This is a genomic window from Winogradskyella ursingii, from assembly GCF_013403975.1.
Taxonomy (GTDB): Bacteria; Bacteroidota; Bacteroidia; order Flavobacteriales; family Flavobacteriaceae; genus Winogradskyella; species Winogradskyella ursingii.
Genome location: NZ_JABFDH010000003.1, coordinates 596,572 through 617,102, shown reverse-complemented (window position 1 = coordinate 617,102; position 20,531 = coordinate 596,572). Strand labels below are relative to the sequence as shown.

Annotated in this window: 21 protein-coding genes; 17 read left to right on the top strand and 4 right to left on the bottom strand. The window is 33.7% G+C overall.

Going from position 1 to position 20,531, the window contains the following annotated elements; all coding sequences use genetic code 11:
- Position 1: 1 nt before the first annotated feature.
- The 4 genes from prmC to HM983_RS10185 all read left to right on the top strand — a co-directional run bounded on the left by prmC (position 2) and on the right by HM983_RS10185 (position 4,388).
- Positions 2 to 907: a peptide chain release factor N(5)-glutamine methyltransferase gene (gene prmC, locus HM983_RS10200; protein WP_179345306.1), complete on the top strand. Its 906-nt coding sequence runs from the start codon at positions 2 to 4 to the stop codon at positions 905 to 907.
- Between the two features lie 65 nt (positions 908 to 972).
- The gene (locus tag HM983_RS10195) at positions 973 to 1,554 is read left to right on the top strand and encodes an LOG family protein (protein WP_179345305.1); all 582 of its coding nucleotides are present in this window, start codon (positions 973 to 975) and stop codon (positions 1,552 to 1,554) included.
- Positions 1,554 to 3,548 carry an NAD-dependent DNA ligase LigA gene (ligA, locus tag HM983_RS10190; RefSeq protein ID WP_179345304.1) on the top strand — a complete coding sequence of 665 codons (1,995 nt, stop codon included), beginning with the start codon at positions 1,554 to 1,556 and terminating at the stop codon, positions 3,546 to 3,548. The genes HM983_RS10195 and ligA overlap by 1 nt, the downstream gene beginning before the upstream one ends.
- 99 nt (positions 3,549 to 3,647) lie before the next feature.
- The gene (locus HM983_RS10185) at positions 3,648 to 4,388 is read left to right on the top strand and encodes a hypothetical protein (RefSeq protein WP_179345303.1); all 741 of its coding nucleotides are present in this window, start codon (positions 3,648 to 3,650) and stop codon (positions 4,386 to 4,388) included.
- Positions 4,389 to 4,531: 143 nt separating this feature from the next.
- On the opposite strand, the gene HM983_RS10180 is transcribed toward HM983_RS10185, so the two are convergent.
- Both HM983_RS10180 and HM983_RS10175 read right to left on the bottom strand, forming a co-directional pair.
- Positions 4,532 to 5,446, bottom strand: coding sequence for a bifunctional metallophosphatase/5'-nucleotidase (locus HM983_RS10180; protein ID WP_179345302.1), 915 nt, complete (start codon positions 5,444 to 5,446; stop codon positions 4,532 to 4,534).
- 3 nt (positions 5,447 to 5,449) lie between these two features.
- Positions 5,450 to 6,211 carry a 5'-nucleotidase C-terminal domain-containing protein gene (locus tag HM983_RS10175; RefSeq protein WP_179345301.1) on the bottom strand — a complete coding sequence of 254 codons (762 nt, stop codon included), beginning with the start codon at positions 6,209 to 6,211 and terminating at the stop codon, positions 5,450 to 5,452.
- 71 nt (positions 6,212 to 6,282) lie between these two features.
- On the opposite strand from HM983_RS10175, the gene HM983_RS10170 reads away from it, so the two are divergent.
- From HM983_RS10170 to HM983_RS10110, 13 genes are all read left to right on the top strand, one after another.
- The gene (locus HM983_RS10170) at positions 6,283 to 6,801 is read left to right on the top strand and encodes a DUF6913 domain-containing protein (RefSeq protein ID WP_179345300.1); all 519 of its coding nucleotides are present in this window, start codon (positions 6,283 to 6,285) and stop codon (positions 6,799 to 6,801) included.
- Complete coding sequence (gene dapA, locus HM983_RS10165; RefSeq protein ID WP_179345299.1) at positions 6,801 to 7,685, top strand: 4-hydroxy-tetrahydrodipicolinate synthase; 885 nt, start codon at positions 6,801 to 6,803, stop codon at positions 7,683 to 7,685. Before HM983_RS10170 ends, dapA begins: the two co-directional genes overlap by 1 nt.
- Before the next feature lie 108 nt (positions 7,686 to 7,793).
- A complete protein-coding gene (locus HM983_RS10160; RefSeq protein ID WP_179345298.1) occupies positions 7,794 to 8,594 on the top strand; it encodes an outer membrane protein assembly factor BamD in 801 nt (266 codons plus the stop codon).
- A 12-nt stretch (positions 8,595 to 8,606) separates the two neighbouring features.
- Positions 8,607 to 8,933 (top strand): DNA-directed RNA polymerase subunit omega, encoded by a 327-nt coding sequence (locus tag HM983_RS10155; protein ID WP_179345297.1) that lies wholly within the window; start codon positions 8,607 to 8,609, stop codon positions 8,931 to 8,933.
- Positions 8,934 to 8,951: 18 nt separating this feature from the next.
- Positions 8,952 to 10,184 (top strand): bifunctional phosphopantothenoylcysteine decarboxylase/phosphopantothenate--cysteine ligase CoaBC, encoded by a 1,233-nt coding sequence (gene coaBC, locus HM983_RS10150; RefSeq protein WP_179345296.1) that lies wholly within the window; start codon positions 8,952 to 8,954, stop codon positions 10,182 to 10,184.
- Positions 10,177 to 11,064, top strand: a complete 888-nt coding sequence (gene porD, locus HM983_RS10145) for a type IX secretion system protein PorD (protein WP_179345295.1) — start codon at positions 10,177 to 10,179, stop codon at positions 11,062 to 11,064. Before coaBC ends, porD begins: the two co-directional genes overlap by 8 nt.
- Before the next feature lie 68 nt (positions 11,065 to 11,132).
- Positions 11,133 to 12,785: a DNA repair protein RecN gene (recN, locus tag HM983_RS10140; protein WP_179345294.1), complete on the top strand. Its 1,653-nt coding sequence runs from the start codon at positions 11,133 to 11,135 to the stop codon at positions 12,783 to 12,785.
- 91 nt (positions 12,786 to 12,876) lie between these two features.
- The gene (locus tag HM983_RS10135; RefSeq protein WP_179345293.1) at positions 12,877 to 13,695 is read left to right on the top strand and encodes an enoyl-ACP reductase FabI; all 819 of its coding nucleotides are present in this window, start codon (positions 12,877 to 12,879) and stop codon (positions 13,693 to 13,695) included.
- Positions 13,696 to 13,786: 91 nt separating this feature from the next.
- A complete protein-coding gene (locus HM983_RS10130) occupies positions 13,787 to 14,791 on the top strand; it encodes a glycosyltransferase (RefSeq protein WP_179345292.1) in 1,005 nt (334 codons plus the stop codon).
- A gap of 3 nt (positions 14,792 to 14,794) precedes the next feature.
- Positions 14,795 to 15,757 carry a YbbR-like domain-containing protein gene (locus HM983_RS10125; RefSeq protein WP_179345291.1) on the top strand — a complete coding sequence of 321 codons (963 nt, stop codon included), beginning with the start codon at positions 14,795 to 14,797 and terminating at the stop codon, positions 15,755 to 15,757.
- Positions 15,758 to 16,345, top strand: coding sequence for a dephospho-CoA kinase (gene coaE / locus HM983_RS10120; RefSeq protein WP_179345290.1), 588 nt, complete (start codon positions 15,758 to 15,760; stop codon positions 16,343 to 16,345). It abuts the gene before it with no gap.
- 64 nt (positions 16,346 to 16,409) lie between these two features.
- Positions 16,410 to 17,981: a sensor histidine kinase gene (locus HM983_RS10115; RefSeq protein WP_179345289.1), complete on the top strand. Its 1,572-nt coding sequence runs from the start codon at positions 16,410 to 16,412 to the stop codon at positions 17,979 to 17,981.
- A 9-nt stretch (positions 17,982 to 17,990) separates the two neighbouring features.
- A complete protein-coding gene (locus HM983_RS10110) occupies positions 17,991 to 18,704 on the top strand; it encodes a response regulator transcription factor (protein WP_179345288.1) in 714 nt (237 codons plus the stop codon).
- Between the two features lie 32 nt (positions 18,705 to 18,736).
- Here HM983_RS10110 and miaA read toward each other — a convergent pair whose 3' ends face one another.
- Both miaA and HM983_RS10100 read right to left on the bottom strand, forming a co-directional pair.
- The gene (miaA, locus tag HM983_RS10105; RefSeq protein ID WP_246277499.1) at positions 18,737 to 19,699 is read right to left on the bottom strand and encodes a tRNA (adenosine(37)-N6)-dimethylallyltransferase MiaA; all 963 of its coding nucleotides are present in this window, start codon (positions 19,697 to 19,699) and stop codon (positions 18,737 to 18,739) included.
- Entirely contained in the window at positions 19,650 to 20,519 is an 870-nt protein-coding gene (locus tag HM983_RS10100) for an ion transporter (RefSeq protein ID WP_179345287.1), read from the bottom strand. Before HM983_RS10100 ends, miaA begins: the two co-directional genes overlap by 50 nt.
- Positions 20,520 to 20,531 lie beyond the last annotated feature (12 nt).

Genomic DNA, 20,531 nt, shown 5'->3' with positions numbered 1-20,531 from the left:
TTTGAAAGCAACAGAACTCAAATCCATTTTTCATAAAGAATTAGATGACATTTACGGAAGAAATGAAGTGGAAAGCTTCTTTTTTCTCTGTACCGAATTTTATCTCGATTTACCTAGGTTTCAATTGGCATTACAGCCAGAATTCACATTGACAAAATCGGAATACGATGATTTTTTTAATGCCCTGGAAAAGTTAAAACAACAAGAGCCGATACAATATATATTGGGAGAAACGGAATTCTACGGATTAAAGTTTAAAGTGAATAAAAAGGTCCTTATCCCAAGACAAGAAACTGAAGAACTTGTCGACTGGATTTTAAGTTCTGTCACTTCAAGCGTTGCCGAGAAGTCTTTTAGAGTTTTAGACATTGGTACCGGAAGCGGTTGCATTGCAATTAGTCTAGCTAAAAACCTACCAAATGCAGAGGTTTTTGCTTTAGATGTTTCCGAAGAAGCATTAGAAGTTGCGAAGCAAAACGCCGAAATTAATGAGGTTAAGGTTCAGTTTTTAAAGACAAATATTTTAGATGAAGACCGTTGGAATTTGATTTTTGATAATTTGGAGTTTGACGTGGTAGTGTCCAATCCACCATACGTTAGAAATCTTGAAAAGAAAGAAATAAAACCCAATGTCCTTGACAACGAACCGCATTTAGCACTATTTGTAGAGGATAATAATCCATTACAATTTTACAAAGCCATCACTAATTATGCTATTAATAATTTGAAACCTAATGGACACCTATTTTTTGAAATTAACCAGTATCTTGGAAACGAAACAAAACAATTGCTCTTAAACTTAGGATTTGTGGACGTAGAATTACGTCAGGATCTCAATGGTAATGATAGAATGTTAGTGGGAGTTAGGAGTGGTGTCATTCCAGAGAAGTCAGGAATCAAAAAATAGAGTTTTTGATTTTAAATGAATAGAATAAACAAATTTTCACTTTCGTGGAAACAAAAAAAGATTTGATGAAAAACATAGCGGTATTCTGCGGCAGTAGTCTAGGAAACGATTCTGGAATAATACGAGAAGCATACAAATTAGGCCAAACACTTGCCGAAAAAAATATAGGTTTAGTATACGGTGCCGCAAGAATTGGGATTATGGGCAAGGTTGCCGAAGGTGTTATTTATCATAGTGGAGAAACTATCGGTGTTATTCCCAATTTTCTAAAGACAAAAGAGGTAGCACACACCAACTTAACCGAATTTATTGTTACCGACAATATGCATGATCGTAAAGTAATTATGTATGACAGAAGTGACGGTTTTATAATTATGGCTGGAGGATTTGGAACTATGGATGAGTTTTTTGAAATCACAACTTGGGGACAACTCGGTCTGCACACTAAACCTATTGGAATTTTAAACACTAATGGTTACTATGATGCGTTGATTTTGCAATGCAAAGCTATGGTAGAACGTGGTTTTTTAAAACAGGAAAATTTTGATGCGGTAGTAATTGATGAAACTATTGAAGGTCTTTTGGAAAAAATGAATAATTACAAGCCATTGCCAGCACCGAAATGGTTAAATAAAGAACGGCTATAATGAATATTGAACAAAAAATAAATACGCTCAGAGAAGAACTTCGCCAGCATAACTATAATTACTATATTCTCGATAACCCAACTATAGAAGATTTTGAGTTTGACATGAAGCTAAAACAGCTTCAGGAACTCGAAGAAAAATATCCAGAGTTTTATGATGAAAATTCGCCGACCCAGCGAGTCGGTGGTGCTATCACAAAGAATTTCAAAACTGTGGTTCATGATTTCAGGATGTATTCTCTGGATAATTCTTATTCAAAAGAAGATTTGCTCGATTGGGAAACCAGAATAAAAAAAATGGTCGATGGAGAGGTTCAATATACTTGCGAGCTTAAGTATGATGGCGCATCTATGAATCTTACTTACGAAAACGGAAAGTTAGTGAGAGCCGTAACACGAGGAGATGGAGTGCAGGGCGATGAAGTCACAGCCAATATTAAAACTATTAATACGGTACCGCTACAGTTAAAAGGAGATTTTCCTAAGCGTTTTGATATTCGAGGAGAAATTATTTTGCCAATTTCGGGATTTGTAGAAATGAATAAAGAGCGTATTTCCAATGGAGAAGAGCCTTATCGAAATCCACGAAATACAGCATCTGGTAGTTTAAAGTTACAGGATAGCGCTGAAGTCGCTAAGCGACCGCTGGAATGTTTGTTATATAGTATAAAAGGAAACAACCTTAAGATCTCTACACAGTTTGAAGGTTTGGAAAAAGCACGGAGATGGGGTTTTAAAGTTCCGCCGGAAGCTAAATTGGTTAACTCCATAGATGAGGTTTTAAATTACATTAATCACTGGGACAAACACCGTCATGAATTGCCTTACGAAATTGATGGAGTGGTAGTGAAGGTGAACAGTTTATATCAACAAGATGAGCTTGGTTTTACCGCCAAAGCACCACGTTGGGCTATGGCTTATAAATTTAAAGCCGAGCAAGTTTCAACACGGTTGCACGAAATAACTTACCAAGTTGGTCGGACTGGAGCAATTACGCCAGTAGCCAATCTCGAGCCTGTAGAATTGGCTGGAACCATAGTAAAAAGAGCCTCTTTGCACAATGCTGACCAAATTGAAAAATTGGATATTAGAGAAGGTGATGAGGTCTTTGTGGAAAAAGGTGGGGAAATTATCCCTAAAATCATTTCGGTCGATCTAACCAAAAGACCACCTGATTCATCACCGACAGAATATATTTTAACTTGTCCGGAATGTGATACGACATTGATTCGGGTTGAAGGAGAAGCCAAACATTATTGCCCGAATTATAACGGTTGTCCGCCACAGGTTATTGGTCGTATTCAGCATTACATTTCAAGAAAGGCTATGGATATTGAAGGTTTAGGCGGAGAAACCGTTGCACTTTTGGTTAAAGAAAAATTAATATCAAACTATTCTGATTTATATGAGTTAACGGTTCAAGAGGTCATTCCGTTAGAGCGCATGGCACAAAAAAGCGCTGAAAATTTAATTAATGGTATTGAGGCTTCAAGGCAAATTCCGTTTGAACGTGTTTTGTTCGCCTTAGGCATACGCTACGTTGGTGAAACCGTTGCTAAAAAATTAGCAAAACATTATAAGTCGATTGATGCTTTGATGGCTGCACCGATTGAAGGTCTAATAGCTGTTGATGAAATTGGTGATCGAATAGCAGAGAGTGTGGTAGAATTTTTTGCTTCAGAGGAAAATAAAAATATTATTGCACGTCTGAAAAATTTTGGGGTTCAGTTAGAAATTTCAGCAGAGAAACTGGCCAACCAAACTGATAAGCTAAGCGGAAAATCTATAGTTGTATCAGGCGTATTTGAAAGTGTATCTAGAAACGAATTGAAAAAATTAATTGAAGATAATGGCGGTAAAGTATCATCTTCAATTTCTTCAAAAACCAGTTTTTTGGTAGCAGGAGATAAAATGGGTCCGAGTAAACTCGCAAAAGCCGAAAAACTTAATGTCCCTATTCTTACAGAAGAGTCTTTTTTAGAGAAATTGAAATAAATTCTTACAACTAACAGTGCATTTCATCGATAAAATGTATTTTTTATCGTTTAATTGTAATTTAATCCTATATTTGTTTTATTAATAAGGGATTAATTAATGTTACTAAATAAAATATTAAAAGCAGTTTTGTTGTTTTTGGCTGTGTGCTATATAGTATTACAGGGAAAAGGTTTAGAAATTGAGGCAGCTGGAGTGAGTGCTTTCATGCTAGTACTTCTTACCGCTCTTTATTGTATTGTGGTTGTAGATAAACGGAAATATTTCTTTATGTTTTTGGTTCTATTTGCTATCGCCCAAGTAATTTCATTTATAACGTGGTTTATTCCAAAATCTGCTACTGAGCTTTCTACTTATATTTATTATTTGGTAAATATTTTCTTTATCGTCTCTTATTTGTTTCTAATCATTAATATTTTGAGGGAGCTCAGTTTTAAATTAATGTTATCTAAATTTGTTGTTCCCATTATTGTGCTTTTTGTTCTTGATGTGTTTTGTGTTGTTGTTGTTAGTAGTACCACGGAAACAGTTTTATCTAGTTATGAATATGTATTAGAATTTGTGTATAATATGGTAGTAATGGTGCTGCTTTCAGCTGCGCTTATTAATTATATGTACAGAAATGATAATAAATCTATGCTTTATTTAATGGCTTCAATATGTGTAGTCTTTTCAGAAATTATACAATTGGCATACTACTATATTCTAAAGGAAAACAACCTTGGATTAATTTATTCTTCTTTTTTAGTTCTAGCATTCTTATTGTTTTATCTACAATCCAGACTGAAATTTACAGGTCCTGTAACTTCCTATTTCGATAATCAAAAAATAGAAAGTTAATTCTTCTTTCAGAAAGTGAATTTTAATTAAAAACTAGTAGCAGTAATATTCTTAATATTATAGTCATTTTATAGATTATTTAAAATAGAAATTTGCAGTATTGCATCTATTGGTGTGCCTCTAGCATTTAAGTTCAAAGAATTTTAAACAATGATTGCCGTGCCTTCAGCTTTTACTTCTCTTCCCGTTTCAAAATAAAAATCAACTTTACCCAAATATAGGCCATAACAACCTACTTGATTTACAAGAACGTTCTTGCCAATACTGTTTTTCTCAATGGTTGGTTTTGGTAAAAAAGTGTGTGTGTGCCCACCAATAATGAGGTCAATGTCTTTCGTAGATTTTGCTAGATTTAGATCACTTGGACGTTCGGGATAATCTGAATAATGATAACCAATGTGAGATAGGCAAATTACCAAATCACATTTCTTTTCTTCTTTAAGAATGCGTGACATATCTTGGGCAATTTCAATGGGGTTGAGATAAACAGTTTCCTTATACATGTTTTTATCTACAAGACCATCAAGCTGAATACCCAGCCCAAAAACACCTATTTTAATTCCGTTTTTATTAAAGATTTTATAAGGCTCTACATGGGCATCCATTATGGTATCAGAAAAATCATAATTGGCAGATACGAAATCAAATTTAGCATGAGGTAATTGGGCATAAAGTCCTTCTATACCATTATCAAAATCATGATTTCCAATAGTTGCCAAATCGTATTTAAGCATGCTCATAAGCTTAAACTCCAGTTCACCGCCATAGTAATTAAAATATGGTGTCCCTTGAAAAATGTCACCTGCATCTAGCAATAATGTGTTTGGATTTTCTTTTCTTATCGATTCGACTAAGCTAGCTCTCCTCGCAACACCACCTTTGTTTGCATTTCTGCCATCATCAGGGCCAAAAGGGTCGATATGGCTATGAACGTCATTAGTATGTAAAATGGTTATTTTTTTTGTATTTGGTAAGTCACAAGACTGCAAGCTCAGGCCGCCAAGACCTACCAAGGCTGTAGCTGCTGTGGATTGTTGTATAAATTGTCGTCTCTTCATGTATTAATTGTTCATTTGGATAAAACGATTATCGCGCTTTGGATTTAGGGTATCTTTCTCTTTAAAATAATCAATTAACACGTTTCTAACTTTATAATTGAGTACATATAGACTGTCGTTAGGCTGAAAGAAATCCATACGGTCACCACCATTATATAGATAATCATTTGTTGCCACATAATAGGTTTTATCATTTTCAATCGGTTCGCCGTGAATGGTTGCGGATTTAATATCACCGTTTTTATCTAGTATAAGTTGAAACTGATCCGATACGGGATGCGCACGTTTAGCTCTAGCGAGATATTCTGTTAATTCTACCATTTGTATACCTTTTAGGGCCACTACAACAATAGAATTTTCAAATGGCATAACTTCATAAGCAGTTCGAGGTGTAATTTTCCCTTTTGAAATGATTGATCTAATGCCACCGTGATTGAGTAGCACCATATCAATATTGTGTCCTGTACGTTTGTTAAAAATAGGATTACCTTGACTAAACACAGCATCTGCCATAAGATTACCAATAGCGGTATTAAAATCACCATCGCTTTTGGTATAGGTGTCCGTGGCATAGGAAATAACACTATCTAAATTCTTATTGACGTTTTCACGATAAGGTTTTATAAATGCCTCAATTTCAGAATTTCCGTTTAAACTGTCGTTAATTTCGATACGTTTGCCTTCAATTTTTGTTAGCGAATAATCGTTGTTACACGACAGAATAAGCAATACTAAAGAAAGCTGTAAAATATGTTTAATAGTCATTGAATAACTTATGGTCTGTTAACTAAAATTTATGAGTGCTTTTCTTAAATTTGCACAAAGGCTAAAGATAAATGATTTTAAAAGCATTTAAGGAAAAATCAAATCAAAAATATATCAACAAATTGTTGTCTGGCCGCAGTACTTCGGTTAATAATGGTAAAGTGAAAACTATAGCCGTCCTTTTGAATGCTGAAGAATTTGAGAATTTTGAGACGTTTAAAGTTTTTTTCAAAGAGCTCGGGCTTAATTCGCCAAAACATAAAATCTTAGCTTATAGCGTTGAGGACAACCAAGACCGTAGTAAATGGGATGCCTATTGCGGTCCCAAGGATTTTGGTTGGAAAGGGAAAATAAATCACATAGATTTGCAGACTTTTATCGATGAGGAATATGATGTGTTAATTAGTTACTACAAGAAGGATGTTTTGCATTTAAATCTAATCACTGCACTGTCAAAAGCAAATTTTAAAGTTGGAATATCTATGGAGGATGAACGCATGTATGATTTAATAATTGATGTAGAACCCAAAGAAATTGAAATTTTTAAAACAGAATTCAAAAAATATTTAAACATTTTAAACAAAATATAATGACCCAATTCATAGGCACTGGTGTTGCTTTAATTACACCATTTAATTCAGATTTGACCATAGATTTTGATGCCCTAGAGCGTTTGGTTGAATATAATATTGAAAACGGTACAGAATACCTGGTTATCAGTGGCACAACTGGTGAAAGTGTAACAGTGACAAAGGAAGAAAAAAAGGAGCTAATTTCTTTTATTGCTAAAGTAAATAATGGCAGGTTGCCACTTGTTGTAGGAATTGGAGGTAACAATACAGCTGCTATTATTGAAGAAATAGAATCGTCTGACTTATCTCATATTGATGCCATTCTTTCCGTCTCTCCATATTACAGTAAACCAACGCAAGAAGGTATTTACCAACATTTTAAAGCCATTTCAAAAGCGTCTCCAAAACCTATCATTTTATATAATGTACCTGGTAGAACATCCTCTAATATGTTGCCAGAAACGACGGTAAGATTGGCCAAGGATTTTGAAAATATCATTGCCGTAAAAGAAGCTAGTAATAATATGGGTCAATACTTAGAATTGTTAAGAACCAAGCCAAATGATTTTATGATTATCTCTGGCGACGACGATTTAGCTTTGGGTGTAGCTCTTGCAGGAGGTTCAGGCGTGATTTCGGTCATCGGCCAGGCGTTACCAAAAGAATTCAGTGAAATGATTAGATTGGGTATTGCCGGGAAAGCAAAAGAAGCATATGATCTTCAATTTAAATTAATACCAATTATAGGTCTTATTTTTTCCGAGAATAATCCTGCCGGAATCAAAGCTGTTTTGGAAACTGTCAAAATTTCAAAGTCACACGTCCGTCTACCGTTGGTAGAAGCTACCGATAAATTAAAATCGACTATAAAAGCCGAACTGGAGAATTTAGGTAAAAGTTAAACTTTAATTAAATAAGGAATGCTGCTAAAAACAACCATTATTTTAGCGCATAATTTTTGTTTTTAAAATCCGTTAATAATGTGTACTTTTGCATCCTGTTTTAAATTTATGAAAAAAGGAATTTATATACTATTGGTCAGTATTTTACTGGTTTCTTGTAGTGATTTTCAGAAAGCTTTGAAGTCTGAGGATAATGCAGAGAAATTTAAATTGGGCACTGAGCTTTTTGAGGCTGGAAAATATTCAAAAGCTCATCGACTTTTTACGCAAATATTGCCAATTTATAAGGGAAAGCCACAAGCTGAAAAACTAACCTACATGCATGCAATGGCGTCTTATCAAATGGAAGACTATTATATAGCTAGTTATCATTTTGAGCGTTTTGTAAGTGCTTATCCTGTTAGTGAAAAGGTAGAGGAGGCTGCGTTTTTAGCAGCAAAAGGCTATTATTTTAACTCGCCTAGATATTCTAAGGAACAAAAAGAAACGGTTGAGGCCATAGAGAAATTACAGTTGTTTCTCAATTTGTATCCAAATTCTCAATATGTTGCAGAAGCAAACACTCTTGTTAAAGAATTGGATTTTAAATTAGAGAAAAAAGCCTTTGAAATTGCAAAACAATACAATATTATAAGTGATTATAAAGCTTCAATAAAATCGTATAACAACTTTTTGTTGGATTTTCCTGGAACGAGTTTAAGGAACGAAGCTATGTATTATAGATTTGACTCAGCATATAACTTAGCTGTTTTAAGTATAGACGCTTTAAAAGAAGAACGTATTAATACAGCATTAGCTTATTATGAAACTTTAAAAACGACCTATCCAGATTCAGAATATTTGGAAGAAGCTTCAAAAATGAAGGACATGTTACAATTAGAATTAAATACAATTACAACAAAAAGTTAATCATTATATACAATGGATTTAAAAAAGACCGATGCACCAGTAAGTTCAGTAACTTATAACAGAAATGAGGTTGATGCTCCAACAGAGAATATCTACGAAGCTATTTCTGTAATTGCAAAGCGCGCAGAACAAATTAACACGGATATTAGACGTGAGTTGATAGACAAACTTGAAGAGTTTGCTACTTACAATGATAGTTTGGAAGAGATCTTTGAAAACAAAGAACAAATCGAAGTGTCTAAGTTTTACGAAAAACTTCCAAAACCACACGCATTAGCGGTAAAAGAGTGGTTAGATGGTAAAATTTACCACAGAAATACCGAAGACCCTACGGAATAGGGTTGGAAAAACTCACTTATGTCTATTTTAAAAGACAAAAATATTTTACTAGGCATTACCGCTGGTATTGCCGCATATAAATCGGCTTCTTTAGTCCGATTATTCATTAAAGCAGGCGCTAACGTCAAAGTAGTTATGACGCCTGCTTCTAAGGATTTTATCACACCACTTACACTTTCTACGCTTTCTAAAAATCCTGTATATTCCTCTTTTGTTGAAGAAGACCTTTCTGCCAATAGGCAAGACGAGGTCAATCCTGTTTGGAATAATCATGTAGATTTAGGATTGTGGGCAGACCTATTTGTAATTGCCCCTGCCACGGCTAATACTTTGGCCAAAATGGCGAACGGTGTTTGCGATAACATTTTATTAGCGACCTATCTCTCTGCTAAATGCCCTGTTTATTTTGCACCTGCAATGGACTTAGATATGTATAAGCACCAATCTACCAAAATTACGTTAAAAAAACTTAAATCTTTTGATAACAAAATGATTCCTGTAGGAACAGGGGAATTAGCAAGTGGTTTAGTAGGAGAGGGTAGAATGGCAGAGCCTGAAGATATAATATCGTATATAGAGAAAGATATCCTTGATCAATTACCGCTTAGGGGAAAAAAAGTGTTGGTTACAGCCGGTCCAACATACGAAGCATTGGATCCCGTACGATTTATTGGTAATCATAGTAGTGGAAAAATGGGTTTTGAAATTGCTAATGCAGCTGCCAATCTTGGTGCAGAGGTTTTTTTAATTACAGGTCCAACTCAAGAGCAAACTCAGAATAGTTCGGTGAAAATATTTCATGTAACTAGTGCCGAAGAAATGTATAATGAAGTGCACAATCATTTTAAAACTATTGATATAGGTATACTTTCTGCAGCTGTTGCGGATTATAAACCAAAAAACGTTGCTTCTCAGAAAATAAAGAAGAAAGATGAAACGTTTACTATACAGCTCGAAAAAACAAAAGATATTTTAAAATCTTTGGGCGAAATCAAATCCAATCAATTCTTGGTCGGATTTGCATTAGAAACCAATAATGAAGTAGAAAATGCTAAGGGTAAGTTGAAAGCAAAAAATTTAGATTTAATTGTGCTCAACTCACTTCAGGATAAAGGAGCAGGTTTTGGTGGATCTACAAATAAAGTTACTTTTATAATGTCATCTGGTGAGATGATTGAAAATGAATTGAAATCAAAAACCAAAGTGGCAGAAGATTTAATGCAACAAATTTTAAAACAACTACATGCGTAAGTTACTTGTATTACTAAGTTTTTTATTCACCATCACGTCTATTTCCCAAGAGTTAAACTGTACGGTCAATGTTATTGCCCAACAAACGGGAAATGAAAACAATGTGGTGTTTAAAACTTTAGAGCGACAGCTTACGGAGTTCATTAACAATACGCAATGGACAGATAAAGGATTCAAGGCTCAAGAACGTATTAATTGCAGTATGGTCATTAATGTTAAAGACTACAATAATGACAGTTTTAGTGCAACGATACAAGTCTCTTCGTCACGCCCTATTTTTAATTCAACTTATAGTTCTCCAGTATATAATTTTAACGATAAGAATTTTAATTTTCAATATTTAGAATTTCAAAATCTGGTTTATAACCCTATACAGTTTGAATCTAATTTAATGTCAGTTTTGTCTTTTCATGTTTTTATGATTTTAGGTATTGATGCAGATACTTTTGAACTCAATGGTGGAGACGAGTATTTTAAGCAGGCACAGACAATTGCCAGTTATTCACAACAGCTAAATGGTCAAGGTTGGAAACTTGAAGACGGTTTGCAATCACGATTCGCTCTCATAGACAATATGTTATCCCCACTTTATAAAGAATTTAGATCTTCTATGTACAATTATCATAGAAATGGTCTTGATTTAATGAGTGACGATACAAAGGAGGCTAAGGTGAAAATTACAAACGTCTTTACAGATCTACAGCAAATACACCGTCGAAGACCAAATTCATTTTTAATGCGTGTATTTTTCGATGCAAAATCAGATGAGATTTTAGATATTTTTTCTGGTGGGCCAACCGTAAATATTGCTGAGACTAAGAATATTCTCAACCAAATTGCGCCAATCCATTCTCAAAAATGGCGAAAAATTAAGTTTTAGAATTTTTGAGCTGACTTCTTTTTTAACGTTGTAATCACTTAATTTTGTAGTGATAAATTTTTCTACAATTGTTAACATCGCTATACATAAAAAACTATGCGCTTATTGATGAACTTCATGTGCATTTTAATAACGGATTGACCATAATTACTGGTGAGACCGGAGCAGGTAAATCTATTCTTTTAGGCGGTTTGTCATTGGTTTTGGGCAAACGTGCGGATTTGAGCCAAGTTAAAAACACAAATGAAAAATGCATTATAGAAGCCATTTTTGATATTGCTAATTATGAATTGAAAGAAGTTTTTAACCAATTAGATTTGGACTACGAAACTCAAACCATTATTCGTCGAGAGATTTTGCCATCAGGTAAATCTAGAGCCTTCATTAACGATACACCTGTTACATTAGAAAGTTTAGTCTCTTTAAGTGGATATTTAATTGACATACATTCGCAACATCAAACCCATCAATTGACCCAAGATGATTATCAGTTTAAGGTAATTGACGCTCTGGCGGACAATAAGAAAAACTTAGAAACATTCACCCAGGCATTGAAGCATCATAAATCACTCAAAAAATCATTAAAGCAACTTGAAGTTTCAAAAGCAGAAATGATAAAGGAATATGATTATAATTTATTTTTATTCAAAGAATTTGAAGGTGTCAATTTAGAAAAACTAAATATCGAAGAACTTGATGCTGAATATGAAGCACTAAACAACGTAGAAGTAATTGGAGAAAGATTAAGTGCCGCAAAAAGTATTTTTGAAGCTGAAGATTTAGGTGTGATAGATCAGCTAAAAATCATTAAGCAAGAGCTGTCAAAAATTTCGGGATTTGGAAAACTATATGAAGCGTTGAAAGATCGAATAGAAAGCGTGGCAATTGAATTGGACGATGTCTTGGTAGAATTAGATGCACTTCATGAAAATTTATCATCAGATCCAGAAGCGTTGAATCGTGTTAATGCGCAGCTTCAAGTGGTGAATAATTTGTTTCAAAAACATTCGGTGTCAGATATAAATGAATTGATTGGTATAAAAAACGAACTTCAAGAAAAAATTGACAGTACCGAAAGTTTAGATGACAACATCAATTTAATATTAGAAGACATAAAGTTGAGTGAAGGTAAATTGAACGCCTTGGCTTTAGAAATTCATAAAAAACGCAAAAAAGTCATTCCAGTTTTAATTAAAAGACTTGAAAGCCTATTAGGAGATTTGGGTATGCCAAATGCTCAGTTTCAAATAAAATTAGATAGCACAAAAGAATTTCAAAACAACGGAAAAGATAAACTTCAATTTTTATTCACCGCTAATAAAGGTTCTAATTTTAACGAATTAAAGAAAGCGGCATCTGGCGGAGAATTATCTCGAATTATGTTAGCCATTAAAGCAATTCTTGCAGATTACATCCAGTTACCATCCATTATGTTCGATGAGATAGATACTGGTGTTTCAGGAGAGATTTCAAATAAAATGGGAGATATCATGAAGCAGATGAGCAAGCGCATGCAAGTGTTTACCATTACCCATTTGCCTCAAATTGCCGCCAAAGGTAATTCGCACTTTAAAGTTTATAAAACCGACGTAGACAATGTTACGCAGACGCAGCTCAAAAAACTGAAAGAGGAAGAGCGAATTGTTGAAATTGCACAGATGTTAGGAGGCATGAATATTACAGAATCTGCCATGGCTCATGCTAAGCAATTGCTTAATTAATTTGACATTACTGGGTAGGCAGTAATCTCATCATTTAATATTATATTTGAACTAGAAGAAAAAACACTAACCGACAAACTACTATACAACTATGTCATACAACTTATTAAAAGGAAAAAAAGGAATCATATTTGGAGCGTTGGATGAAAATTCCATAGCATGGAAAACTGCTGAGCGTGTGCACGAAGAAGGCGGTAAATTTGTGCTGACAAATGCACCAGTCGCAATGAGAATGGGACAAATTAATGCATTGGCTGAAAAGACAGGTTCAGAGATTATTCCTGCAGATGCAACTTCCGAAGAAGATTTACAAAACCTGGTTGAAAAATCTATGGAGATTTTAGGTGGTAAAATAGATTTTGTTTTGCATTCTATAGGGATGTCTATAAACGTAAGAAAAGGTAAGCATTACACAGATCAAAATTATGCTTGGACACAAAAAGGAACTGACGTTTCGGCCATGTCTTTTCATAAAACCATGCAAACACTTTACAAAGCAGATGCCATGAATGAATGGGGAAGCATTGTTGCCTTAACCTATATGGCTGCACAACGAGTATTTCCTGATTATAACGATATGGCAGACAATAAAGCTTATTTAGAAAGTATTGCAAGAAGTTTTGGATACTTCTTTGGACGTGATAAAAAAGTACGTGTCAATACCATTTCACAATCACCAACACCAACTACTGCTGGTAGTGGAGTTAAAGGTTTTGATGGATTTTTGGCTTATGCAGATAAGATGTCTCCACTAGGAAATGCAACTGCTTTGGATTGTGCTAATTATACAGTAACATTATTTAGTGATTTGACTAAACGTGTTACACTGCAAAACTTATATAATGATGGAGGTTTTAGCAACATGGGAGTAAGTGATGCCGTAATGGATGCATTTGTGGACAACCAGTAAGATTTAACTTTTTAATTTGAGCTATTGATGTCTTTTTAATCTAAAAAGACATTAATAGCTTTTCTTTTGCGGTTTAGTTACATTTGTGCTCATGGCAGAATTACAATTTTCATTTATAATTCCGGTATATAATAGGCCACAGGAAATCCTCGAACTTTTAGAGAGTTTTTTGGAAGTTGATGGAGTGGAAGAATCGGAAATAGTGATAATTGAAGACGGCTCTGATCAAACTTCTGAAGCTATTATTAAAGAATTTAATGATAAATTAAATCTTTCCTATTATTTTAAATCAAATTCGGGTCCTGGCGAGTCAAGAAATTATGGCATGCAGAAAGCTAAGGGAAATTACTTTATCATTTTGGATTCTGATGTCATATTACCATCAAATTATTTAATTGAAGTCAAAAAGTTTTTGAACAATAATTATTACGACTGTTTCGGTGGACCTGATACAGCGCACGACTCATTTTCGAACTTACAGAAAGCGATTAACTTTGCCATGACATCGTTTATAACCACTGGAGGTATAAGAGGTGGTGAGCAACAGTTTGAGGCGTTCCAACCTAGAAGTTTTAATATGGGATTGTCTAAAAAAGCATTTTTAGCGTCTAGTGGATTTGGTAAAATTCATCCTGGTGAAGATCCAGATTTATCTTTAAGGTTACACAAATTAGGATTTAAGACCACGTTGATAAAAGAGGCCTTTGTATATCATAAACGCCGAATATCTTGGTCTAAATTTTACAAGCAAGTACAAAAGTTCGGAATGGTAAGACCTATTTTAAACCAATGGCACCCAAACTCTAAAAGTTTGGTATATTGGTTTCCTACTTTATTTTGTTTAGGTTTTTTAGTATCAATTGTGTTTTCGATTTCTGGAATAAATTGGCCTGTGTATGTTTATTTTGTGTATTTTATAATAGCTTTTGTTTTAGCATTGGTATCAAGCAAAAATTTCATTGTTGCCATGCAATCTCTCTTAGCAATATGGATTCAATTTTTTGGATATGGTTTTGGATTTTTACTATCAACCATAAAAATCAATTGGTTAAGAAGGGATCCAAAAATAACATTTCCACAATTATTCTTTAAATAATATATGGAGAAACGTAAAAAACTAAACATATCAAATTTCTTCAAGCGAAGTAATGTAAAACGCTTTTTTATATTTCTAATAATTGCTTTTGTGTTTTTGCTGTTCTCTAAACTTTCAAGTAGCTATAAACAAAATATAAGGTTAAAGGTAAGCCTAACGCAACTGGATGACGAGGTTAAATTAGAAAATGATTCATTGAATTATGTTACAGCTTATGTCGAAGCTAATGGCTTCGCATTAGTACCTTTACTTTTTAAATCATCCATGGAATTGAAATTGGATGTTAAGGAAGATGTTGCTTTAGAACCAAATCAATTTGTGTTCGATGTTGAAAAAAATCAATATTTAATAGCTGAACAGTTGGGGAAATCCTATGCCTTAATATCAGTAAAGCCAAAAGAATTGGTTTTGCCTTATTCTAAAATTGCAAATAAGAAAGTTCCAATTAAAATAAAACATAATATTAAATATGCCACTGGTTTTGATTTATTGGGAGACTTTTCGTTAAGTGTAGATAGTGCCAAAATCGTGGGCTCAGCTGAAACTATTGCTCCAATAAAAAGTTTGAATACGGAATTATTGGAATTGGAGGACGTGAAAAGCGACATTCTAACAACAGTAAAAATCAATGGATCCAAATACAAAAATGTTGAAGTGTATCCTAAATCTGTTGAAATATCTGGAAATATTGAACGATTTACGGAGGGTACTGCAGAAGTTCTAATTAATATTATTAACAAGCCGGCCGATGTAGCAATCAACTATTTTCCTAAAACTTTGGATGTAACATATTATGTGGATTTAGCACGATATAAAACCGTTGAACCATCTGATTTTGTGGTAGAGTGCGATTTCAATGAAGTAGATAGTGAACAGCGTTATCTCATCCCAAAAATTGTTAAGCAACCTGATTTTGTGAAACGTGTAAAATTGAAACAGAATCGAATAGACTATATTAAATTATAAATGAAAATAGTTGGTATTACAGGTGGTATAGGTAGTGGTAAAACTACGATTTCAAATTATTTTGAATCATTGGGAATTCCTGTTTATATAGCTGATGTAGAAGCTAAGGCGTTGATGAACAGGTCTAAGTTGATTAGGAAAAAATTGACTTCACTGTTCGGCAAAGCGGCTTATGTTGAGGGCGAATTAAATCGTGCTTTTTTAGCATCAAAGATTTTTAGTGATAAAGAATTATTGTTAAAAATGAACGCCATTGTACACCCAAAAGTTGCTTCGCATTTTAAGCGCTGGTTAAAAAAGCAAAATGCACCATATATTTTAAAGGAAGTCGCCATTATTTTTGAAAATAATCTCGAAAATCAATACAACTTTATCATTACAGTTGTTGCCGATGAAAATTTACGAATAGAACGTCTGTTAAAGCGTGACAATACTTCGAGAGAAAAAATTAAGGCTATTATTAAAAATCAACTTTCGGACGCTGAAAAAATAAAAAGATCTGATTTTGTAATCACCAACAACAATTTAGATTCTGCAAAAATCCAAGCATTAAAAATTCACAATCAAATTATTGAACAAATAGCGTGATATCTTATGTTAACGTAAGGTTAAACCCAATTTGTGCTAAATGTTAAAATGTTAAATTTGGGCGATGGGCAAAAAGCTATTCGTGTTATTGGTGGTGCTGATGAGTTTATCACTTATCGGAATCATATTTGTACAATCATTTTTTATCAATAATAGTTTAGAAAATGAGGAAAAGAATTTTACGTTAAGTGTTAAGAGAGCGCTAAGTTTTGTGTCTCGTGATATAGAGAAAACTGAGTTTAGAAACTATTTGGTTAAGCTCCAGCCTTATTTAAATAGAACTGAACAACCGGATTCAACATTAATTCAGCAGCTATATATTACCGCTGAAGATGCCATAAACGATAAAACCATAGTACATAGAAACACGGTTTTAGAAGAGCGGTTTAAAGTACCCTCATTGTTCTTTGAAATTGATGCTGACAGTATTACCATTAGTAATTTTACCAATGATAGAGTTACTGAGATATATAACAATGCAAAAATAGATGGAGAAAGAAATCTAGCTCCAGAACAAACATTGCGAGAATATTCTGCGATGCCAGAACTCAGACAAGAAGTTTATGAAGCAAGCTTTAAAACGCTTCTCAAAAGAATCCCTATATATAAAAGAATCTCGCCAAGTCAAGTAGAACATTTATTGGCAAGAGAATTAAAAAGTGAAGGAGTAGATATAGATTTTGAGTTTGCTATTTATGATGATGATTTAGCGACCAAGGTTCAATCAAGTAATTTTGATAAAAACCCAGAAACAACCATCGGTATTCCTGTGTTTTTAGATAATAACAACGAAAGCAGTTACAGATTATATGTTGATTTTCCTGAGCGGAAAAATTATTTACTTTCATCTATATTATGGATGATTTTGTTGTCTATTTTATTTACCGGCATCATCATATTGGCTTATTCCAGTGCCATCTATCAGTTGATACGTCAGCGACAGATTTCACAGATTAAGACAGATTTTATCAATAATATGACACATGAGTTTAAAACGCCAATAGCAACTATTAATTTAGCATTAGACTCCATAAAGAACCCAAAAATAATTAATGACCAAGAAAAGGTGAAACGTTATTTGGGCATGATAAAAGAAGAAAATAAGCGAATGAATGCGCAAGTAGAAAACGTACTGCGAATTTCTAAGTTAGAAAAGAATGAGCTTAATATAAGTAAAGAACGGCTAAAATTGCATGACTTAGTTGAAGACGCAATGACTCATGTAGAGTTAATCGTAGAGGATCGACAAGGTTACGTAAAAGCGCACTTGGATGCTGTAAAATCATCGGTTTTGGCAAACGAAACGCATTTTACAAATGTCATCGTGAATATTTTGGATAATGCCATTAAATACTCAGAAGATGCACCAAAGATTGATATATATACAGAAAATGTTGGCAATAACATCTTATTAAAGATTGCTGACCAAGGTAGTGGTATGAGTAAGCAAGTAGCCAAACGTGTGTTCGAAAAATTTTATAGAGAACACACTGGTAATGTGCACAACGTTAAAGGACATGGATTAGGTTTAGCCTATGTTAAGCGAATAGTAGATGATCATCAAGGTCATATATCAGTAGAAAGTGAAAAAGGAAAAGGCAGTACTTTTATAATAAAGTTGCCATTAATATCATAAAATCAAATTATGGAAGAACAAAACAAGAAAATTCTTTTAGTAGAAGACGACCCAAATTTCGGAACGGTTTTAAAGGATTATTTAATGATGAACGATTACGATGTGGTCCATGCCAAAAATGGAATGGAAGGTTTTGAGAAGTTCAAAAAAGATGATTACGATTTATGTATTTTGGATGTCATGATGCCTTATAAAGATGGGTTTACATTAGCCAAAGAAATTCGAGAAAAAAATGCGGAAGTACCAATTATTTTCTTGACGGCAAAGGCCATGAAAGAAGATGTGCTAAAAGGTTACAAAGTAGGAGCGGACGATTATCTTAATAAGCCTTTTGATAGTGAGGTGTTACTTATGAAGATTAAAGCCATAATGCAAAGAAAGGCTACGGATACCGTAGCGGACAGTAAACAATTTGAATTTAAAATTGGCCGTTTTGATTTAAATTCAAAATTGCGTTTTCTTAAATTTGATGGAGGTGATCCAACAAAGTTATCTCCAAAAGAAAATGAACTATTACGTCTGCTGGCTTTACATGAAAATGATTTAATGCCAAGAGAATTAGCACTAACTAAGATCTGGAGAGATGATAATTATTTTACGTCTCGTAGTATGGATGTTTACATTGCTAAATTGAGAAAATATTTAAAACCAGATCCAAAGGTTGAAATTTTGAATATTCATGGTGAAGGATTCCGTTTAGTAGTTAATGGTGGTGAAGATTAATTACAAACGATATTAAAAAAGAAAAATCCAGCTTAATTAGGCTGGATTTTTTTTATTGCAAATTCAAAATATTCTATAACCTGGTCAATTTCGGTTTGGTAATCAAACCATTTGATAGTATCATCTTTTCTAAACCATGTGAGCTGTCTTTTTGCAAAGCGTCTTGTGTTTTTTTTTATTTCTGAAATTGCCATGTCTAAAGTTGTTTCACCATCAAAATAAGTAAAAAGTTCTTTATAGCCTACTGTGTTAAGAGCATTGAGATTTCGCTGTGGATACAGTTTTTTTGCTTCATTAATTAGTCCATTTTCAATCATAATATCTACCCGCTTATTAATGCGGTCATAAATAATTTGGCGCTCTGCTTTTAATCCAATGGTAATGGTTTTGAATGATCGATTTTTTGATTTATTAGTTTTGAATGACGAATAAGGTTTGCCAGATCCAATACAGATTTCCAAAGCTCTTATAACGCGCTGAGGATTATCAATTGCAATAGAGTTGTATGTTTCAAGATCCAATGCTTTGAGTTTCTGCTGTAAAATAGCTAATCCGTTATGTTGAAATTGATATTTCAATTCTTCTCTAATATCTGAATTTACTTCAGGAAAATAATCTAACCCCTTAGTCACTGCATTGACATAAAGTCCTGAGCCACCAACCATTAAAGCGATATCATCGGTGTTGTAAATATCATCAAGTTTTGTAATCGCATCTCTTTCAAAATCACCAACATTATAATCTTCATGAATAGATTTATGCTGTATGAAATTGTGTTCTGCGGCATTTAGTTCACTATTCGATGGTACCGCAGTACCTATTTCCATTTCTTTATAGAATTGACGTGAATCTGCTGAAATTATTTCTGAATTAAAGTGTTGCGCTAGCTTAATACTAAGTTCTGTTTTTCCAATAGCGGTAGGTCCAACAATTGATAAAAGAATATTAGTCATACCGTAATTTATAACCACATTTATGGCAGAAATCGGCATCATCTTGATGCTTTGAAGCCATACAGTTTGAACAGGATTGTGTGTTTAGTGTAACTGATTTTATCACGCCTTTATCCTCGACAGGTTTTGCATTCGGACCACTTGAGGCTTTAGTATATTCTGCAGATACTATTCCCGTTGGCACGGCAATGATGCCATAACCCATAATCATAATAATTGTTGCGATTAATTGGCCTAATGGTGTTTGAGGTGCGATATCTCCAAAACCTACTGTAGTAAGTGTTACAATGCACCAGTACACACTTTTAGGGATGTTGGTAAAACCATTTTCTTCCCCTTCAACAAGGTACATTATTGTGCCAAAAATTATTGCGGCAATCATAACTGCAAACAGAAAAACTGATATTTTAGCTCTACTCGCTTTTATTGCACTGGCCAGTTGATTGGATGCACCAAGATAACGAGCCAATTTTAAAATTCTAAAAACTCTTAAAAGCCTTAGTGCTCTCAAAGCTACCAATGCGTGAGTACCAACGAAAATGAGAGATAAATATTTTGGTATAGTAGATAATAGATCTATAATGCCATAAAAGCTTTTTACATACCTCCATGGCTTATTTACTGTAATTATTCTAAGTATGTACTCAACAGTAAACAGGATGGTTATAATCCATTCAGCAATATTTAAAAAATTATGATATTTAGCATCAAAACTGCTTACGCTTTCAAGCATTACCAATACGATACTGGCTAAAATGGCTATGAGCAAAACAACATCAAAAAGTTTTCCGGCTGGTGTATCTGCTTCATAAATAATTTCATGAAGTTTGGTTTTCCAATTATGTTCCTGATTCTTTTTCATTATTTAAAAATA